The following is a 16979-nucleotide window of genomic DNA, read 5'->3' on the forward strand; positions in this document are numbered from 1 at the left end:
CCACAACCCCGGGTGGTCAGCGCCGCCCCCGGGTCATGAGACACTAGGGAGCAAGCTCTTACACCATCTGGAGGATCATCATGGCGAAGCGTGGCCGCAAGAAGCGGGACCGCAAGCACTCGAAGGCGAACCACGGCAAGCGCCCCAACGCCGGTTCGAAGTCAGTGCGCTAGCCACTCAGGCTGACTGTGACCGCCCGACTCCCTTCGGAGATCGGGCGGTTTGTCGTCGGGCCACCCGGGGCTACGCGCCCCGTCAGCCCCGGATGATCGTGGTCTGGCTGATCTGGATGCGCAGCCGCTCCCGCAGCCCCTCAGGGGCCTTCTCACCGCTGCACTTGGACGCGATGAGCCGCTTCACCCGCTCCTCTACCCCGTAATGACGGAGGCAGGCCGGGCATTCTTCGAGGTGATGCTTGAGCTTGTCGCGGCTTTCCGCTGTGCATTCACCGTCGAGCAGCGTCCATACCTCGGCGATCACCGCGGCGCAGTCCGGGTGCTCGGGATCAACGGGACCGATCGGCGGGGTCCAGCGTTCGTCCTCATCGTGCTTCTCGCTCATGACGACACCTCCTCCGGCGCACCAACCTGCTGACCTCGGATGAAGCCGCGATCCCTGGCCACGTCCGCCAGCAGTTCGCGCAGCTGCTTGCGGCCGCGGTGCAGTCGGGACATCACCGTCCCGATGGGAGTATCCATGATCTCGGCGATCTCCTTGTAGGGGAAACCCTCGACGTCGGCGTAGTACACCGCCATCCGGAATTCCTCGGGCAATGCCTGCAACGCCGCCTTGATCTCGGTGTCGGGCAGCGCCTCGAGCGCCTCGACCTCCGCCGATCGCAGACCGGTCGACGAGTGCTCGGCGTTGGCTGCCAGCTGCCAGTCGGTGATCTCGTCGGTCGGGTATTCGGCGGGTTGGCGCTGCTTCTTGCGGTAGCTGTTGATGTAGGTGTTGGTCAGGATGCGGTACAGCCATGCCTTGAGGTTGGTGCCCTCGCGGAATGACCGGAAGCCGGCGTAGGCCTTGACCATGGTTTCCTGCAGCAGATCCTCGGCGTCGGCGGGGTTGCGGGTCATCCGCAGGGCGCCACCGTAGAGCTGGTCCAGCAGCGGGATGGCATCGCGTTCGAACCGGGCCGTCAGCTCGGCATCGGTTTCGGCAGGCTGCGGCGTGTCAGGCTCAGCCTGCTCGACGTCAGTCATCGTGGGAAACACCTTCCCTTCTGTCACGGCGCCACCAAGAGCTCCGGAATACCACTGGGTATCCGGCGACCGTTCCAGGCATACGGTTGGCACCAGAATCCTCCTTACAGATCCTAGAGCGTGCTACCGACAAGTAGCGCTGAGCAGGTGTCGAGACCAATAACAGCATGCGGGGGCCATGATGTTCCCGGCTACGCTGAGCGCCGTGGCACGTGCAGCGACACCCGCGATCGCCGCTCTGGTGGCGGCAGGCATCGACCACGAGGTGGTCTCCTACCAGCACGACCCTCGCAACGAGTCGTTCGGCGACGAGGCCGTGGCCCAGTTGGCGGCCGACGGCATAGTCGCAGAGCAGGTGTTCAAGACGCTCGTCATCGCCCTGCCCAAAGGTTTGGCGGTAGCGGTCGTGCCCGTACCGCAGAAGCTGTCTCTCAAAGCCGCAGCGGCCGCGTTGGGCGTTCCGAAGGCGGAAATGGCCGACCCGGCCGCCGCTCAGCGGTCCACCGGGTACGTCGTGGGCGGGATCTCCCCGCTGGGCCAGCGCAAGCGCCTGCCGACAGTCGTCGACACGTCGGCGCTGGCCTTCGACAAGGTGCTCTGCAGCGCAGGCAAACGCGGCCTGGACGTCGCGCTGTCACCGGAGGACCTGATCAGCGCGACATCGGCGGTGACAGCCGATATCGGCGTTCCCGCCTGAACCGGCGAGACCGCGACATTGGCATGTCGCAATCGGAAACCTGTCGGTGTGCCGATCAGTGATTTACACCACGGCTCTGGCCGGATTGCATGGACCCGACGAGGAAGGCGGGTGCACATGACGATCAGCGTGGCCGAACGGGCGGAACTGGCCGCCGCGGTCTCCGAGTTGCTGCACGGCGAGTGCACCGAGCAGGACGTGCGCCGAGTGATCGGCACCGACGACGGTTTCGACCGCGATCTGTGGCGCAAGCTCGCCGCCCAGGGCGTCACCGGTCTCCTGGTCGACAGCGAGTACGGAGGGGTCGGCCTCGGTGCCCTCGAGCTCGAGGCCGTCGCCGAGGCGACCGGGGCTGCGCTGCTGCCTGCACCGTTCCTGTCCAGCGCGGTCCTGGCGTCGGCACTGATCGAGGCGGCGGGCACCGACGCCGACAAGCAGCGCCTGCTGCCCGGCCTGGTCGAAGGAACCTCGGTGGGGACCGTCGCGGTGACCGGTGCCCGCGGCACCTGGGCGCGGGAGGGCGTCGCGGTACGCGCCGCGGCCGCCGACGCCCCGGGCGACGCCGACTACACGCTGACCGGCAACGCCCACTACGTCATCCACGGACAGGTGGCCGACGTGATCCTGGTGGTGGCCCGCGTCAACGGAGACTTCGGCGTCTTTCAGATCGCACCCGACGCCGACGGCTTCGAGCGCACGGCCGCAACAGTTTTCGACCCGACCGTCCCCCTGTCGACGTACACGTTCGACGCCACCCCGGCCCGCCGGATCGGCACCGCCGGATGGGACGCGGTGCAGCAGGCCCTCGACCTCGCGGTGATCGCGTTGGCCGGCGAACAGGTAGGCGGGGCACGGCAGATCTTCGACATCACCGTGGACTACCTCAAGACCCGGATCCAGTTCGGCCGCCCCATCGGCAGCTTCCAGGCCATCAAGCACATGGCGGCCGACCTGCTCGTGCAGGTGGAATCGGCCACCTCGGCCGCCCAGCACGCCGCGGCCGAGCAGGCGTCCGGTGGCGAAAAGGCCGGCGGTGCAATAGCTCTGGCCGGATTCGCGTGCGCGGAGGCCTACCACACGACGGCCTTGTCGGCGATCCAGATGCACGGCGGTATCGCCTTCACCTGGGAGCACCCGGCACACCTGTTCCTGCGCCGCGCCCGCACCGGCCTGCAACTGCTCGGCGGCTCCGGGCTGCACCGCGAGCGCTACCTCTCGGCGAAAGGCGCCTGAAGATGACCGCCAACGACCTGCCCGGCGCCGACCAACTGCGCACCGAGGTGCGGGACTGGCTTGCCCAGAACTGGTCCGGGCTACCGAAATCCACCAATCCGTGGGTCAGCTCCCCTGAGCGGGTGGCCTGGCTGCAGAAGGTGCTCGACGCGGGCTACGCCGTGCCGACGTACCCCACCCAGTGGTTCGGACGGGAGTACCCGAGTGCACTGGCCGCGGTCATCGAACAGGAATTCCGGGCGGTCAAGGCGCCCGGTGCGCGCCAGGACAAATACAGCATCCCGGCCAACACCGCGCTCAAGTTCGGCACCGAACAGCTCAAGAACGACCTGCTGCGCGACTTCCTGACCGAACAGGCCCGCACCTGTCTGCTCTACAGCGAACCGGGCGCTGGATCGGATCTGGCGGCGGTGCGCACCACCGCGGTCCGCGACGGTGACGAGTGGGTGGTCAACGGCCAGAAGGTGTGGACGTCGGGTGCCACCACGTCGGAGTACGCGCTGCTGATCGCGCGCACCGACTGGGACGTGCCCAAGCACAAAGGCTTGAGCTTCTTCATGATTCCGATGCGTCAGCCCGGTATCGATGTCCGTCCGCTGGTCCAGATCACCGGCGAATCGCACTTCAACGAGGTGTTCATCACCGACGCGCGGGTGTCCGATGCCTACCTCCTGGGCGGCGAGGGCAACGGATGGCGGGTGCTGCAGACCGCGCTGGCCTACGAGCGGTCCATCATGGGCGACGGCGGGCGCGGCTCGCGCAACCGGACCCGGGCCGACGACCTCATCGGCCTGGCCCGCGAGCACGGCCGCCTGGAGGATCCGGCCGTCCGCAAGGAACTGGCGAACGTGATGGCGTTGCGTGAACTCAACTCCCTCAACAACGCCCGCGCCAAAGCCGCAGCGGCACAAGGTACTTCCAGCTCGATCATGTCGCTGGGCAAGCTGGCGATGTCGAACATCCTGCATGCCGAGGCACGTCTCAAGACCGAGATCATCGGTGCGGAAGCACTTTTGGCGGGCCCCGACAACCCCGAAGCCGACGATATCAACTTCCTTACCCTCAACGCGTTCTTCACGTCGATCGGCGGCGGCACCGACCAGATCCAGCGCAACATCATCGGCGAGCGGGTCCTCGGACTGGCCAAGGAACCCGAGGTCGATCGCGACATCCCGTTCCGCCAGGCCCGCCGGAGCTGACACCGATGGCCAACCCCGACGGCTACGACCCACCATTGGCCGAGGTTCGCATCCTCGACCTGTCGCGCGGCCCGATGACGGCGGTGGGACGCCTGCTGGCCGACCTCGGCGCCGCGGTGACCCAGGTGCACCTGCCGGGCGTCACCGACGAACCCGCAGGCCCCATCGCCGAGGGCGCCGGAGTCGATCCCGAATCGGTGGGCGTCGCGATCAACCGACACGGAGTGGACACCGTCGTCGTCGATCTTTCGACCCGAGACGACCAAGGCCGATGGGTGCAACTGCTGGCCGGGGCCGACATCCTGATCGAGGACACCCGGCCCGGCTCGGACGCCGAAAAAGCCCTGGCGGCACGCAACATTCACGCTGAACACCCGGGCCTGGTGATCCTGTCCATCAGCGATTTCGGCCGGGACACCAGCTACCGCGGCTGGCACGCCACCACCCCGGTGCTGCACGCACTCACCAGTGAGCTGTCCCGCTCGGGCATCCCGGGACGCGAGCCCCTGGTGCCGCCCGCCGCGCAACTGCCCTATCACGTGGCGGCGGCGCAGGCCGCGGTATTGACCATGAGCGTGTACCTGGACCGATTGCGCACCGGTGACGGCGATTTCATCGACTTCTCGATCCTCGACGGGGCCATGCAGACTCTCGATCCGCCGTACGGGACGGCAGGCACGGCCTCGGCCGGCGTGGCATTGAGCGCGCAGAGACGCGACTGGAACGCCGAACGCCTGCGGTACCCGATCATCGCGTGCAAGGACGGGCACGTGCGGATCTGTCTGCTGGCAAAACGCCAGTGGCACGGCATGTTCGAGTGGATGGGCCGCCCCGTTCAGTTCGCCGATCCGTCGTTCGACCGGCTACGGGTGCGGTTCAGCTCGCCGGAGCTGATGTCTGAGATCGGGCGCTTCTGCGCCGGGCAGACCCGGGCCGAGCTGGAGGTCGCCGGCCAGCGGCACGGGGTGCCGACAGCGGCGGTGCTGACCCTGGCCGAAACCCTGGGCACCGAACAGGTCGAGAGCCGCGGGTACTTCCACGAGGTCGACCTGTCCCCCGGAATGTCGGCACCGGTGCCGGCGGGTGTCATCGCGATCGACGGGCACCGGGCCAACCCGCTGAACGCGTCCGAACACCCAAGGGGCGGCCACCCCCGCCGCATCGATGTCGCACCGCTGCTCAGCGGTCGTCGACGACGCGACGAGGGCCTTCCGCTGGAAGGTGTGCGCGTGCTGGACCTCGGCGTGATCGTTGTCGGGTCCGACACCGGACGACTGTTCGGCGATCTCGGCGCCGACGTCATCAAGATCGAGAACTCGGCGTTCCCGGACGGTCTGCGCGGCAATCTGGCCTCGATGTCGCAGACCTACGCCGCCGGCCACCGCAACAAGCGCTCGATCGGCATCGACCTGCGGACACCGCAGGGCCGGGCTCTGGCGCACAGGCTGGTCGCCCAGTCCGATGTCGTGCTGACCAACTTCAAACCGGGCGTGGCCGACACGCTGGGAATGGACTTCCGGAGCTTGCGAGAGGTGAATCCGGGCATCGTGGTGGTCGACAGTTCGGCGTTCGGGCCCACCGGGCCGTGGGCGAAGCGGATGGGTTACGGCCCGCTGGTGCGGGCGGCAGCGGGGTTCACGGACCTGTGGGTGTACCCCGGCGAACCGGAATCGTTCTGCGACACGGTCACCGTCTACCCCGATCACGTGGCCGCCCGGATCGGTGCACTGGGCGCGCTGGCCCTGCTGCTGCGCCGTGAACGCACAGGTGCCGGCGGCTCGGTCAGCGTCGCGCAATCGGAGGTGATGCTCAGCCACCTGGCGGGCGAGATCGCGGCCGAGGTCCTGGTGCGGCGCGGGCACGAAGCCTCGATCCGCCCGGTCCACGATGCGCCATGGGGGCTGTTCCCGGCCGCAGGCGAGGACCGGTGGCTCGCCGTGACGGTGCGCGACGACGCCGATTGGCACGCGCTGTGCGAGGTGATCGACCGTCCGGATCTCGGCGCCGATGCACAGCTGGCGACCCGGACCGGACGGGATGTCCACCGCGTCCGCGTCGACGAGGCCGTGCGTGCCTGGACGTCACAGCGCCCGGCGACCGAGGCGATGGATCTGCTGCAGGCGGCCGGTGTTCCGGCCGGTGCCGCTCTGCGTGCCGCCGAGGTCGCCGACTGGGACTACTACGTGCAGCGCCGCGCCTTCCGCGAGGAACTGCACCCGCACGCCGACGAGCCGTTCACGATGGAGAACGTGCAGATCCATTCGGATCGCATCGCCGATCCGCCACTGCTTCAGGCACCGCTGCTCGGTGAGCACACCCGCGAGATCGCCGCCGAATTGCTCGGTATGGACGACGCCGCGATCGATGACCTGATCGCCGCGGGGGTCCTCGAAGTTCCACAGACCGTGCAAGCGGCGGGACGCTGATCACGCGTCTCGTACGATTCGTGGATCACACCCCGTCGAATACCGCCCTCGCACAGCCGGAAATGACCGCATGGACTTCACCAGACTCTCCTATTTCGTGGCGGTCGCCGAGGAACTGCACTTCAAGCGCGCCGCCGACCGGCTGATGATCACGCCGCCGCCGCTGAGCAAGCAGATCAAGCTGCTGGAGAAGGAGCTCGGCGGGCAGCTCTTCGAGCGCAACTACCACGAGGTCCGCCTGACGCCGCTGGGTGCCAAACTGCTCGGTCCCGCCCGTGAGATCCTGCGCCAGGTCGACGAATTGAAGGCCACCGCCGTCCGGCTCACCGAGGGAGCAGCGACGATCCGGGTGGGGGCAACGGCCTATGCACCGTCGGATTTCGTGGCACAGGTCGAGACCGCCGTCGCCGGCCTGGCAGTGCCGACCGAATTCAGCGTCCCCGGCTCGGCCGCGGAGGTGACGGCCAAGCTGGTGTCCGGGCACCTCGACCTCGGGCTGATCCATCTGCCCACCTCCGACAAACGGCTGCAGTACCGCGTGGTGGCCACCTTCCAGGGCGGGGTGGCGGTGCGTTTCGACGATCCGCTGGCCGCCAAGGATCTGGTGTCGATCGAGGAACTGCGTGATCGCGACGTCGTGATCGACTTCGCCCGGCCCAATCCCGTCATGCTGGCCGGCCTGACCCGTGCGCTCAACGCTCGTGGCGTGACCCGCATCGTGCGCACCACCAACCAGTTCGGCGGCGAACTGGAGATGGCCGCCCAGGTGTCCAACCGACACCTCGTCGCGCTGGTGCCCTATGCACCCGAATCGTTGATCGGCAAGATCTTCTCCCCGCCGGATTTCACGCTGGTGCCCATCGACGAGAGCACCTGGTCACCGGCCCGGATCGCGTTGGCCTGGGTGCCCGATCGGCTGAAGAACCCGGCGGAGATCGAGGCGATAGTGGCTGAATTGGCGGTGGTATTGACCCGTGCGCGGGCGCAGTAATGTGGTCCCGGTGATGCCGATGATGGTGGGGGCAAGTGTGGTCTCGAGCGTCGCCGCACTGGCGGCCCTGCTCGGCACGTCGGCACCCGCACCGCAGGTCCGTCTCGTCGACGACACCGTCCCGATGACCCAAGGCGACGGCTCACTGGCAGACGGGCAGGTCCTGACCCCGTTCGACGTGCAGAACCCGGCGATCGGCCGGCTGGATCCGCGGCTGCTGGCCGCCATCCAGAACGCCGCCAATGCCGCGGCTGCCGACGGCGTGACCATGACGATCAACTCGGGGTGGCGGTCGGCCGAATTCCAGCAGGCGCTGCTCGACCAGGGGGTGCAGACGTACGGCAGCCTCGCGGCCGCACGCCAATACGTCCAGACGCCGACTGCGTCCCGGCATGTGACCGGTGAGGCTGTCGACGTCGGCGGTCCGCAGGCCGATCACTGGTTGATCGCCAACGGTGCGCGCTTCGGGCTGTGCCAGATCTATGCCAACGAGTTGTGGCATTTCGAACTCGTCGCCGACCCGGCGGGCAACTGTCCCCCGCTGCAGCCCAACGCCGCGGGCTGACCTATTCGGTGACCGGCACCATATCGGCGCCGCACGTGCACTTGTAGCTGCTTTCCGGGCCTTCGCAATGGCACTCGGTCTCGACGCGGATCCGGCACCCACACCCCTGGTGAGCACAGGTCAGCACCGTCCCTGCCGGGACAACGCTCATGTCTCCTCCAATTTGTCGGCGGCCGGCGGGCTGGTCCCATCGTCCTCGCTTTCCGTGCGGTGAACCGGCGAAATCAATACAAATCGGTCGCATATCGTGTGTCTATGACTCTGTCCGGGAAGACCATGTTCATCTCCGGCGCCAGCCGCGGTATCGGCCTGGCCATCGCCAAGAAGGCCGCTGCCGACGGCGCCAACATCGCGCTGGTCGCCAAGACGGCCGAGCCCCATCCGAAGCTCGAAGGCACCGTCTACACCGCCGCCAAGGAGATCGAGGAGGCCGGCGGGCAGGCCCTGCCGATCGTCGGTGACGTCCGCGACGGCGACTCGGTGGCAGCCGCGGTCGCCAAGGCCGTCGAGCAGTTCGGCGGCATCGACCTCTGCGTCAACAATGCCTCGGCCATCAACCTCGGCTCGATCGAGGAAGTGCCGCTCAAGCGCTTCGACCTGATGAACGGCATCCAGATCCGCGGCACCTACGCGGTGTCGCAGGCGTGTATCCCGCACATGAAGGGCCGTGAGAACCCGCACATCCTCACCCTGTCCCCGCCGATCCGGCTGGAGTCCGAGTGGCTCAAGCCGACCGCCTACATGATGGCGAAGTTCGGAATGACGTTGTGTGCGTTGGGTATCGCCGAAGAGATGCGCGAGGCCGGGATCGCTTCGAACACGCTGTGGCCGCGGACCCTGGTGGCCACCGCAGCGGTGCAGAACCTGCTCGGCGGTGACGAGGCGATGGGCCGGGCCCGCAAGCCCGACGTCTACGCCGATGCCGCCTACACGATCTTCAACAAGCCGGCGCGGGAGTACACCGGGCAGAGCCTGCTCTGTGAGGACGTGCTGCTCGACAACGGCGTGACCGATCTGTCCGTGTACGACTGCGTGCCCGGGTCGGACCTTGGCGTGGACCTGTGGGTGGACACCCCGAACCCGCCGGGATACGTTCAGCCGTAGCCAGGCGCGGCGCCTTCAGCGACCACCTGAAAAACGTTGCTGGCGTGCAGGTTCACGACTATAATCGAACATGTGTTCGAATTGCTCGATCGGCAGGCGCTCGGTGAACTCACCGACGCCGCGCTGATCGATGCTGTCGAGCACCGCACCCGCGCCGAAGCGGTCGAGGCCGCCGGGCGGCTGGCCGTCATCGCCGAGATCGTGGCCCGCCACTGCGACGACGAAGACGACGCGTCCGCCCACCGGACGATCGACGGCTGGGAAACCGCGACCGCCGCTGTCAGCGCGGCCTGCAACCTCAGTCGCGGCGCCGCGTCCGCCCAGATGCGCATCGCCCAGGCATTGCGCGAACGGCTCCCCAAAGTCGCCGCCGTCTTCGCCCGCGGAGACATCTCGGCGAAAGTCGTCTCCACCATCACCTGGCGCACCCAGCTCGTCACCGACGATGACGCATTGGCACTGATCGACACCGCCCTGGCCGGCGCCGCCACCACCTACGGTGCGCTGACCGCGACCAAAGCCGAACAAGCCATCGACGTATGGGTGGAGAAGTTCGACCCCGCCGCCGTGCGGAAAACCCGTACCGCCGCCCGCGAGCGTGACATCCACTTCGGCGACCCTGACGATCCCAACGGCACCGTCTCCATCTGGGGACGGCTGCTGGCCACCGACGCGGCCCTGATCAAAAACCTGCTCAACACCATGACCCGAGGAGTGTGCGACAACGACCCGCGCACCATCGGGCAACGCCGCTCCGACGCACTGGGCGCCATCGGCGCCGGAGCCGATCACCTCACCTGCCAATGCGGCACCCCCGACTGCGAAGCCACCGGCATCGACCCCCGCTCCCGCGCTGTGGTGATCCACCTCCTCGCGGAAGTACTGCCCGAGTCCGCCACCAGCGCCCACAGCGATGAGGAGGCCCAGACACCCGCGGGCCCGGCACAACTACCCCGGGACCCACGCATCCACGGCAGACCCGACCCCAGCGACTACCCCGCCGATCGCACACCAGCCGTATCCGGGAGTCCCGCAGTCATTCTCGGCGGCGGGGTCGTGCCCGTGCCTCTGCTCGCCGAACTGATCGCCACCGGCGCCACCGTCAAACACGTCACCCACCCCGAGGACCTCACCGCCCAACCGCACTACCGGCCCTCGACAAAGCTGGCCACGTTCGTCCAAATGCGCGACCTCGTGTGCATGTTCCCCGGCTGCGGAGTAGCAGCCCACAATTGCGACCTCGACCACACCACTCCCTGGCCTGCCGGAGCCACCCACCCCGGCAACCTCGGACCGAAATGCCGAACCCACCACCTGATCAAGACCTTTGAGACCGGCGAAAACGGCTGGGCCGATGTTCAACACCCTGACGGCAGCCACACCTGGACCGCGCCGACCGGACACACCTACCAGACCACACCCTTCAGCCAGATTCTGTTCCCCGGCAGGACCAGCCACACTCCGTCTCCACCCGCGAAGTCGACCCCCACGCCCACCGTCGACCGGCACATGAGAATGCCGGTCCGTCAACGCACGCGCCAACAATCCCGCACCCAACGCATCAACACCGAACGCCGACTCAACGCCGAGCTCGACAAACCCCCTCCGTACTAGTCGAACTCGATCACCCCGCGGATGTTGCGTCCCTCGCGCATGTCGGTGATCGCGTCGTTGATCTGATCGAGGCGATACCGCCGGGTCACCAGTTCATCGAGCTTCAGGTGGCCGTTGCGGTACATGTCCAGCAGCATGGGCATGCTCGCGCGCGGGTTCATGCCGCCGTAGAGCGCACCCTGAAGCCGCTTGTGCGACAAGGTCATCTCGGCGAGCACCAGGGGTACCATCACCTCGCCATTCGGGACCAGGCCGGTGAGCACGCAGGTCCCCCCCTTGCGGGTCAGCATCATCGCCGGAGCGAGCAGATCGACGTGCACGACGCCGGCGGTGATGATTACCCGATCGGCCATCACACCGCGGGTCAACTCCTGTACCAGCGGGATGGCGGCCTCGACCGATTCGACGGTGTGGGTCGCACCGAATGACGGTGCCGCATCGCGCTTGAACTCGACCGGATCCACACCCACCACGTTCCCGGCACCGACCGCACGAGCACCTTGCAGGGCGTTCATGCCGACGCCGCCGGTGCCGATCACGACGACGGTGTCGCCGGGTTCCGTGCCTGCCGACACCGTGGCTGACCCCCAGCCCGTCGTGACCCCGCACGACACCAGCGACGCGGCGTGGAACGGGATCTCGTCATCGATAGGGATCAGCGATCGTTCGGGGCTGACGATGTATTCGGCAAAGGTGCCGAGTTGGGCAATGGCCATGGGTATTTCGTCGCCGACGTGACGGCGCACCGTGCCGTCGGTGACCATCTCCTTGGCGTATATCGCGGCGCCCTGGTCACACAGATACGTCAGGCCGGACGCGCAGAACCGGCACGTTCCGCACGACGGAATCCATGAAACTCCCACCCGATCACCAGGTTTCAGAGATCGAACACCGGGCCCGACCTCCGCGACCACGCCGGCGCCCTCGTGGCCGCCGATGAGGGGAAAGAAATCGGGCACCGCAATCCCGTTGGCCTCCATCATTGCCACGAACTCCGGGGACGGGACGCTGTCCCCGGACGCGAAATGGTCGTCGGTATGGCAGATCCCCGACGCCGCCATCTTCACCAGGACCTCACCCTCACGGGGTGGATCGAGCGTGACGTCGGTAATCTCCCAGTCCTGGCCGACGCCACGCAAGACTGCGGCCCGGCACGTCATCGGCTTTGTATGCGGCTCGGTCATTCACTCAGCATCCGCCCGCCGCCCGGGGAACGACAGCGTATCCGCATACCCCATCTAGGCTCGTCTGCATGCCTGACCCACAAGTCACCAACTGGGCCGCCGGCCGCTACCAGGCCGTCGCCGAACGCATCGCAGTCATCGCCGATGAGGTCGTCGGCGCAGCAGATGGATTACGGCCGGTGCGTGACACCGCGGTCGTCGACCTGGCCTGCGGTACCGGAAGCGCGGCGCTGGCAGCCGCAGAAGCCGGCGCCCAGGTCACCGGCGTGGATCTCACCGCCGAGTTGATCGCCATCGCCGCCGAGCGGCCCGGTGCTGACGCGGTGCAGTGGGTGGTCGCCGACGCCGCGCACACCGGCCTGCCCGACGGCGGGTTCAGCACGGTGGTGTCGAACATGGGCATCATCTTCGTCGAGCCCACGAGCCTGGTCGCCGAGGTCACCCGGCTGCTGACCCCGGGCGGGGTGTTCGCGTTCTCCACCTGGGTCCGCGATGAGGCGGGCAACCCGTTCTTCACCCCGATCGTCGAGACCCTGGGCCGGCCGCCGGCCGCTGTGTATTCGCCTGATCAGTGGGGCGACCTCGACGTCGTGCGGTCTCGGCTCGCCGCCGGGTTCGACGATGTGCAATTCGAGACCGGTTCACATACCTGGCAATTCGACTCCGTCGAGTCCGCGGCCCGCTTCATCGCAGACGAATCACCGATGCATGTGGACCTGCTGAGTCGGCTGGACGAGCCGATGCGGGGCCGTCTGCTCGACGCGTTCACCGTCGCGCTGGGCGCACAGGCCGACGATGAGGGCCGGGTGTCCTTCGACGCACCGTATGCCGTGGTCACCGCGCGCCGCAAGGCATGAAACATGCTGCATGACAAAGAAACTCTCGGCCGCCTGCGCGACGCACGGGAACGACAACGGAGGGCCTAGCTCGGACGCGTCCCGCCGGACAACATGGTCTCGACACTGTCGGCGAAGGACGCGGTGGTGAAGCAGGTCGGTTCGGCGAACTCCTCGAGCGTGAGCGCATCGTTCCAACTGGCATCGGCCGCTGCGCGCAACAGGGGTTTGGCCATCGCGACCGCGTGCGGCGGCAGCGCAGCGACTCGCGAGCACCACACATCTGCGGTTTCGAGCAGCTTCTCGTGGGCGACGACCTCGTGCACCAGCCCCAGCCGCTGCGCGGTTTCGGCGTCGATGTGCTCACCTTTGAGGTAGTAGGCAAGCGCGCCCTGATAGCCGAGCCGCCGAGTCAGCGCCCAGCTGGTGCCGACCTCCGGGATCAATCCGAGACGCGCGAAGGCGGGCACTATGACTGCCTTCTCACTGGCGATGGTCAGATCGCAGGTGAGCGCCCAGGCCAGCCCGACGCCGGCCGCGGGTCCGTTGAGGGCGGCCACGAAGATGGTGTCCGAACCCGCGATGAGCCGGGCGATGCCACCGAATTCACGCCGTATCCAGCGCCATACGTCCGCGGTGCCCTCCCCCTCATACCGGCTCTCGATGGCTGCCCGCATCATGCGCAGGTCGCCGCCCGCGCTGAAGCCCGGATCGGCGCCCGTCAGCACCACGGCGCGAATGTCGTTGTCGGCAGCCAGATCTTCCAGAGCCCGGCGCAACTGCCGGACCAGTGGTGCGGACAGTACGTTCAGCCGGTCGGGTTCATCGAGAGTCACCACCGCGCGATCACCGCCGCGGTCGACGAGAACCCGTTGTGGAGCGTCCGGGTCGTCCCCGTCGGCCACCATGCTGCGATACAAGGGCTTGTCCATCACGAGACCTCCTCAACTGGTCTGGCCTGCAGTGCTTTCCATGCCGCATCGGCGAATGTCTCGACGACGTCGCTGTCCATGTCGGCGGTATCGCCGGCTACCCAGTAGCGGGCGTACTCCTGTGCGGGACCGAGCCACAGGGCGGCCGTGATACCCGGCCGCATGTCCACCAGCGCCCCGTAGGCGTGGTGCGGGCGCCACCAGTCCCGGATGGTCGCGAAGAAGTTCTGGTTGGCAACGCGCAGCTCCGGGCTGTCCAGCCGATCGCCCAGCAGAAGAGCCGCCTCACCGCGGTGGGCCGCCACCCAGTTCAGATGGTTGCGGACACCGCCACGGATCCCGTCTTCGGCGGTGGCCTGTTCGCGCAGCATGGCCAGGAAACCCACCTGGTACTCGGCCATGAGCTGTGCGTAGACCGCCGCCGCCAATGCGGGCTTGTCGGGGAAGTGATGGTAGAGCGATCCGACGCTCACCTCGGCCTCACGCCGCACCTCATCCAGCGTCGGGGCGATTGTCCCCTCGGCCGCGAAACGTCGACGCGCAACCGATATCAATCGGTCTCGCGCACCTCGGGCCCTGGACGGCGGCACGAGAAATACTCTAGCAAAACCGAGGAATTCTCTAGAACCCCGTCACTCCGCCTGGTAGAGGATTCCGCGACCGATCGCCTCACGGACCTCTGGCAGCGCGGCCTGCGCCAGGGCATCGGAATCCACCCCGTGATGGGCGGCGAGCAGCTCGATCAACGTGCCCAGCGGCACCTCGCCGCGACAACCGGCCAGCAGCGCCCGCAGCACCTCGTCGACCCCGATCACCGCGGCCGGGCCGCCCGGGCGGCGCACCGCGGCCCCGACCTCCTGCCAGCCCTCTGGTCCGGGGAGCGACTGCTCCTCCAGGAAAACCGGCGCCGTGGACAGCCGGGCCGCCAGCAGCGCGTCGTCGGTGGTGTCGCGCAGGTAGGCCCGCCGGGCGAAGAACGCGTCCACCTCCGGGCCGGTGAGCGCCTCGTCGGCGCCGGTGATCTCCTCGAGGATCTGCTCGGGCCGTTCCCCGTCACGCGGGACCCGCAGCGAGATCATGCCCATGCCGATACCGGCGATGCCCTGCTCGGTGAACCAGTCGAGCCATTGCCCGCCCCGCTGCGCCTGCCGTTCGAGATCCTCGCCGGCATCGGCCAGCCACAGCGACACATAGCTGACCGGGTCGGCCAGTTCCCGCTGCACCACCCAGGCGTGCAGGCCGGTGCCGGCCAGCCAGCCAGAAACACGTTGGCGCCAGGTCTGGCCTTCTTTACCGTCCCGCACGATCCAGTTGGCCATGATGTGCGCGGTGCCGCCCGGCGACAGATGATCGCCGACCTGCTCGATGAGGCTCTGGCACAACGCATCCCCGGCAAGACCTGAGTCGCGGTAGATGTAGTCACGCGAACCGGAGCCCACCACGAACGGCGGGTTCGACACGATCAGGTCGAAACGCTCACCGGCCACCGGCTCGAACAGGCTGCCGTGCCGCAGATCCCACGACATGCCGCCCAGCCGCGCGGTCATCGCGGCCAATGCCAGCGCCCGCTCGTTGGTGTCGGTCGCGACGATCTCGTCGCAGTGCGCGTTCAGATGCAGAGCCTGGATACCGCATCCGGTGCCGAGATCGAGCGCGCGGCCGACGGGATTACGCGTGACCGCACGGGCCAGTGACACCGATGCCCCGCCGATACCCAGCACATGATCGTGGCGCAACGGCCCGCGCCGCACGGCGGCGTCCTGATCGGACACCACGTAGAAGTCGCGGACCCCGTCACTGTGCGGGCGGATGTCCAGGGCAGCCCGCACCTTGTCACCGTCGAACTCGAGAACCCCGTTGGCGGCCAGCGTCCGTAGGTCTGTCGACGGGAACGCCGCCTCGACCAGCTGCGGTGTTTCCCCGGTGCCCAACAGCAGCAGACGCACCAACACACCCAGCCGCTGACGACCGGCCGGCGCGGCGTGGGTCGCCCGCAGGGCCGGCCACCACACACCCCGGCTCAGCGCGGCGTTGGCATCGGCGCCCAGGAGTTCGGCCACGCCGTCGGTGGTGAAACCGGCCGAACGAAGGTCGGCACCGATCGCATCGACAAGGCCAGCGTCGACGCCTCCCCCAGTCCCGCTCAAAACAGCCCCATCTCTTCGGGTTCGGCCGGCTCGATGAGCTCCGGGCCGTTGTTGCGGACGCTGTTGACCAAGCGCGACACCTCGCGGACCGCGATCCGGTCCAGATCGCCATGACCGCGCAGCAGGCCCTCGTCGATCGGGGCGTCGGGATCCATCCAGCGGTCCCAGTCCGGCGCGCTGATGGTCAGCGGCATCCGGTCGTGGATCTCGGCGAGCGGGCCCGCGGCGTCGGTGGTGATGATGGTGCAACTGAGCAGCGGCGGGGCGTCCTTCGGCGCACCCTGGGGGCGCCACGTGGTCCACAGTCCGGCCATGAACAGCAGCTCACCGTCGGCGCCGTACATGTAGAACGGGGTCTTGGCAGTCTTCTTTCCGTCGCCACCGGGATTCGGTTTCCACTCGTACCAGCCGTCCATCGGGATCAGGCAGCGCTTGTTCTTCGCGGAGTTGCGGAATGCCGGCGACGTGGTGACCTTCTCGGCGCGCGCATTGATCAACAGCGGGCCCTTGGTGTCCGGGCCGCCGCCCTCGGCGGTTTTCACCCACGGCGGGATCAGTCCCCAGCGCATCGAGCGGACCCGGCGCGTCGACTCGTCCTCGGGTTCGGCGTGCCGTTTGACGACGCTGCTGATGGTCGTGGTGGGTGCCACGTTGTAGTTCGGGGCGGAGTTGCCGCCCGCGACATCCTTGTCCCCAGAGCTCGCCGTGCTCGACGCGCTCTCGTCGATGGCCTGGATTTTCTGCGCCAGCAGCGCCGGATCGGTGGTCACCGCGAAACGTCCACACATAGTGCCCATGGTTGCAGAGTCCGCGGACAAGGCAGGATGTAGAGCGTGAGCGGACGTCAGG

At 67.8% G+C, this 16979-nt stretch carries 18 protein-coding genes; 10 read left to right on the forward strand and 8 right to left on the reverse strand.

Annotated elements, in window-relative coordinates; translation table 11 throughout:
• Positions 1 to 80: 80 nt before the first annotated feature.
• The gene (locus tag EH231_RS34845) at positions 81 to 173 is read left to right on the forward strand and encodes a 50S ribosomal protein bL37 (protein WP_003882799.1); all 93 of its coding nucleotides are present in this window, start codon (positions 81 to 83) and stop codon (positions 171 to 173) included.
• 82 nt (positions 174 to 255) lie between these two features.
• On the opposite strand, the gene rsrA is transcribed toward EH231_RS34845, so the two are convergent.
• Positions 256 to 561, reverse strand: a complete 306-nt coding sequence (gene rsrA, locus EH231_RS22445; RefSeq protein WP_090432782.1) for a mycothiol system anti-sigma-R factor — start codon at positions 559 to 561, stop codon at positions 256 to 258.
• On the reverse strand, positions 558 to 1202 hold the full coding sequence (locus EH231_RS22450; protein WP_164480985.1) for a sigma-70 family RNA polymerase sigma factor: 645 nt from the start codon (positions 1200 to 1202) through the stop codon (positions 558 to 560). The genes rsrA and EH231_RS22450 overlap by 4 nt, the downstream gene beginning before the upstream one ends.
• A gap of 205 nt (positions 1203 to 1407) precedes the next feature.
• Here EH231_RS22450 and ybaK point away from each other — a divergent pair, with 205 nt between their 5' ends.
• The 6 genes from ybaK to EH231_RS22480 all read left to right on the forward strand — a co-directional run bounded on the left by ybaK (position 1408) and on the right by EH231_RS22480 (position 8313).
• Positions 1408 to 1899 (forward strand): Cys-tRNA(Pro) deacylase, encoded by a 492-nt coding sequence (gene ybaK, locus EH231_RS22455; RefSeq protein WP_090432951.1) that lies wholly within the window; start codon positions 1408 to 1410, stop codon positions 1897 to 1899.
• A 117-nt stretch (positions 1900 to 2016) separates the two neighbouring features.
• Positions 2017 to 3132, forward strand: coding sequence for an acyl-CoA dehydrogenase family protein (locus EH231_RS22460; protein ID WP_124713367.1), 1116 nt, complete (start codon positions 2017 to 2019; stop codon positions 3130 to 3132).
• A gap of 2 nt (positions 3133 to 3134) precedes the next feature.
• A complete protein-coding gene (locus EH231_RS22465) occupies positions 3135 to 4331 on the forward strand; it encodes an acyl-CoA dehydrogenase family protein (protein WP_124713368.1) in 1197 nt (398 codons plus the stop codon).
• 5 nt (positions 4332 to 4336) lie between these two features.
• A complete protein-coding gene (locus EH231_RS22470; RefSeq protein ID WP_124713369.1) occupies positions 4337 to 6757 on the forward strand; it encodes a CaiB/BaiF CoA-transferase family protein in 2421 nt (806 codons plus the stop codon).
• Positions 6758 to 6827: 70 nt separating this feature from the next.
• Positions 6828 to 7748, forward strand: coding sequence for a LysR family transcriptional regulator (locus EH231_RS22475; RefSeq protein WP_124713370.1), 921 nt, complete (start codon positions 6828 to 6830; stop codon positions 7746 to 7748).
• Between the two features lie 19 nt (positions 7749 to 7767).
• Positions 7768 to 8313, forward strand: coding sequence for a M15 family metallopeptidase (locus tag EH231_RS22480; RefSeq protein WP_164481240.1), 546 nt, complete (start codon positions 7768 to 7770; stop codon positions 8311 to 8313).
• A gap of 1 nt (position 8314) precedes the next feature.
• On the opposite strand, the gene mymT is transcribed toward EH231_RS22480, so the two are convergent.
• Positions 8315 to 8464: a copper-binding metallothionein MymT gene (gene mymT / locus EH231_RS34405; protein WP_084621866.1), complete on the reverse strand. Its 150-nt coding sequence runs from the start codon at positions 8462 to 8464 to the stop codon at positions 8315 to 8317.
• A 104-nt stretch (positions 8465 to 8568) separates the two neighbouring features.
• On the opposite strand from mymT, the gene EH231_RS22490 reads away from it, so the two are divergent.
• On the forward strand, positions 8569 to 9417 hold the full coding sequence (locus EH231_RS22490; RefSeq protein ID WP_090432770.1) for an SDR family oxidoreductase: 849 nt from the start codon (positions 8569 to 8571) through the stop codon (positions 9415 to 9417).
• A 72-nt stretch (positions 9418 to 9489) separates the two neighbouring features.
• The gene (locus tag EH231_RS22495; protein ID WP_241177790.1) at positions 9490 to 11031 is read left to right on the forward strand and encodes an HNH endonuclease signature motif containing protein; all 1542 of its coding nucleotides are present in this window, start codon (positions 9490 to 9492) and stop codon (positions 11029 to 11031) included.
• Here EH231_RS22495 and EH231_RS22500 read toward each other — a convergent pair.
• Positions 11028 to 12191 carry an NDMA-dependent alcohol dehydrogenase gene (locus tag EH231_RS22500; protein WP_124714357.1) on the reverse strand — a complete coding sequence of 388 codons (1164 nt, stop codon included), beginning with the start codon at positions 12189 to 12191 and terminating at the stop codon, positions 11028 to 11030. The two genes, EH231_RS22495 and EH231_RS22500, sit on opposite strands and share 4 nt — an antisense overlap.
• A gap of 92 nt (positions 12192 to 12283) precedes the next feature.
• Between EH231_RS22500 and EH231_RS22505 the strand changes: the two genes are divergently transcribed.
• Complete coding sequence (locus tag EH231_RS22505; RefSeq protein ID WP_124713371.1) at positions 12284 to 13072, forward strand: class I SAM-dependent methyltransferase; 789 nt, start codon at positions 12284 to 12286, stop codon at positions 13070 to 13072.
• A 65-nt stretch (positions 13073 to 13137) separates the two neighbouring features.
• Here EH231_RS22505 and EH231_RS22510 read toward each other — a convergent pair whose 3' ends face one another.
• From EH231_RS22510 to EH231_RS22525, 4 genes are all read right to left on the reverse strand, one after another.
• Complete coding sequence (locus tag EH231_RS22510) at positions 13138 to 13983, reverse strand: enoyl-CoA hydratase/isomerase family protein (protein WP_124713372.1); 846 nt, start codon at positions 13981 to 13983, stop codon at positions 13138 to 13140.
• Entirely contained in the window at positions 13983 to 14534 is a 552-nt protein-coding gene (locus tag EH231_RS22515; RefSeq protein ID WP_170856466.1) for a TetR/AcrR family transcriptional regulator, read from the reverse strand. Before EH231_RS22515 ends, EH231_RS22510 begins: the two co-directional genes overlap by 1 nt.
• Before the next feature lie 81 nt (positions 14535 to 14615).
• A complete protein-coding gene (locus tag EH231_RS22520; RefSeq protein WP_124713373.1) occupies positions 14616 to 16130 on the reverse strand; it encodes a DUF7782 domain-containing protein in 1515 nt (504 codons plus the stop codon).
• Entirely contained in the window at positions 16127 to 16918 is a 792-nt protein-coding gene (locus tag EH231_RS22525; protein ID WP_206429605.1) for an SOS response-associated peptidase, read from the reverse strand. The genes EH231_RS22520 and EH231_RS22525 overlap by 4 nt, the downstream gene beginning before the upstream one ends.
• Positions 16919 to 16979: the final 61 nt, after the last annotated feature.

The sequence above is a fragment of the Mycolicibacterium nivoides genome, assembly GCF_003855255.1.
GTDB lineage: Bacteria > Actinomycetota > Actinomycetes > Mycobacteriales > Mycobacteriaceae > Mycobacterium > Mycobacterium nivoides.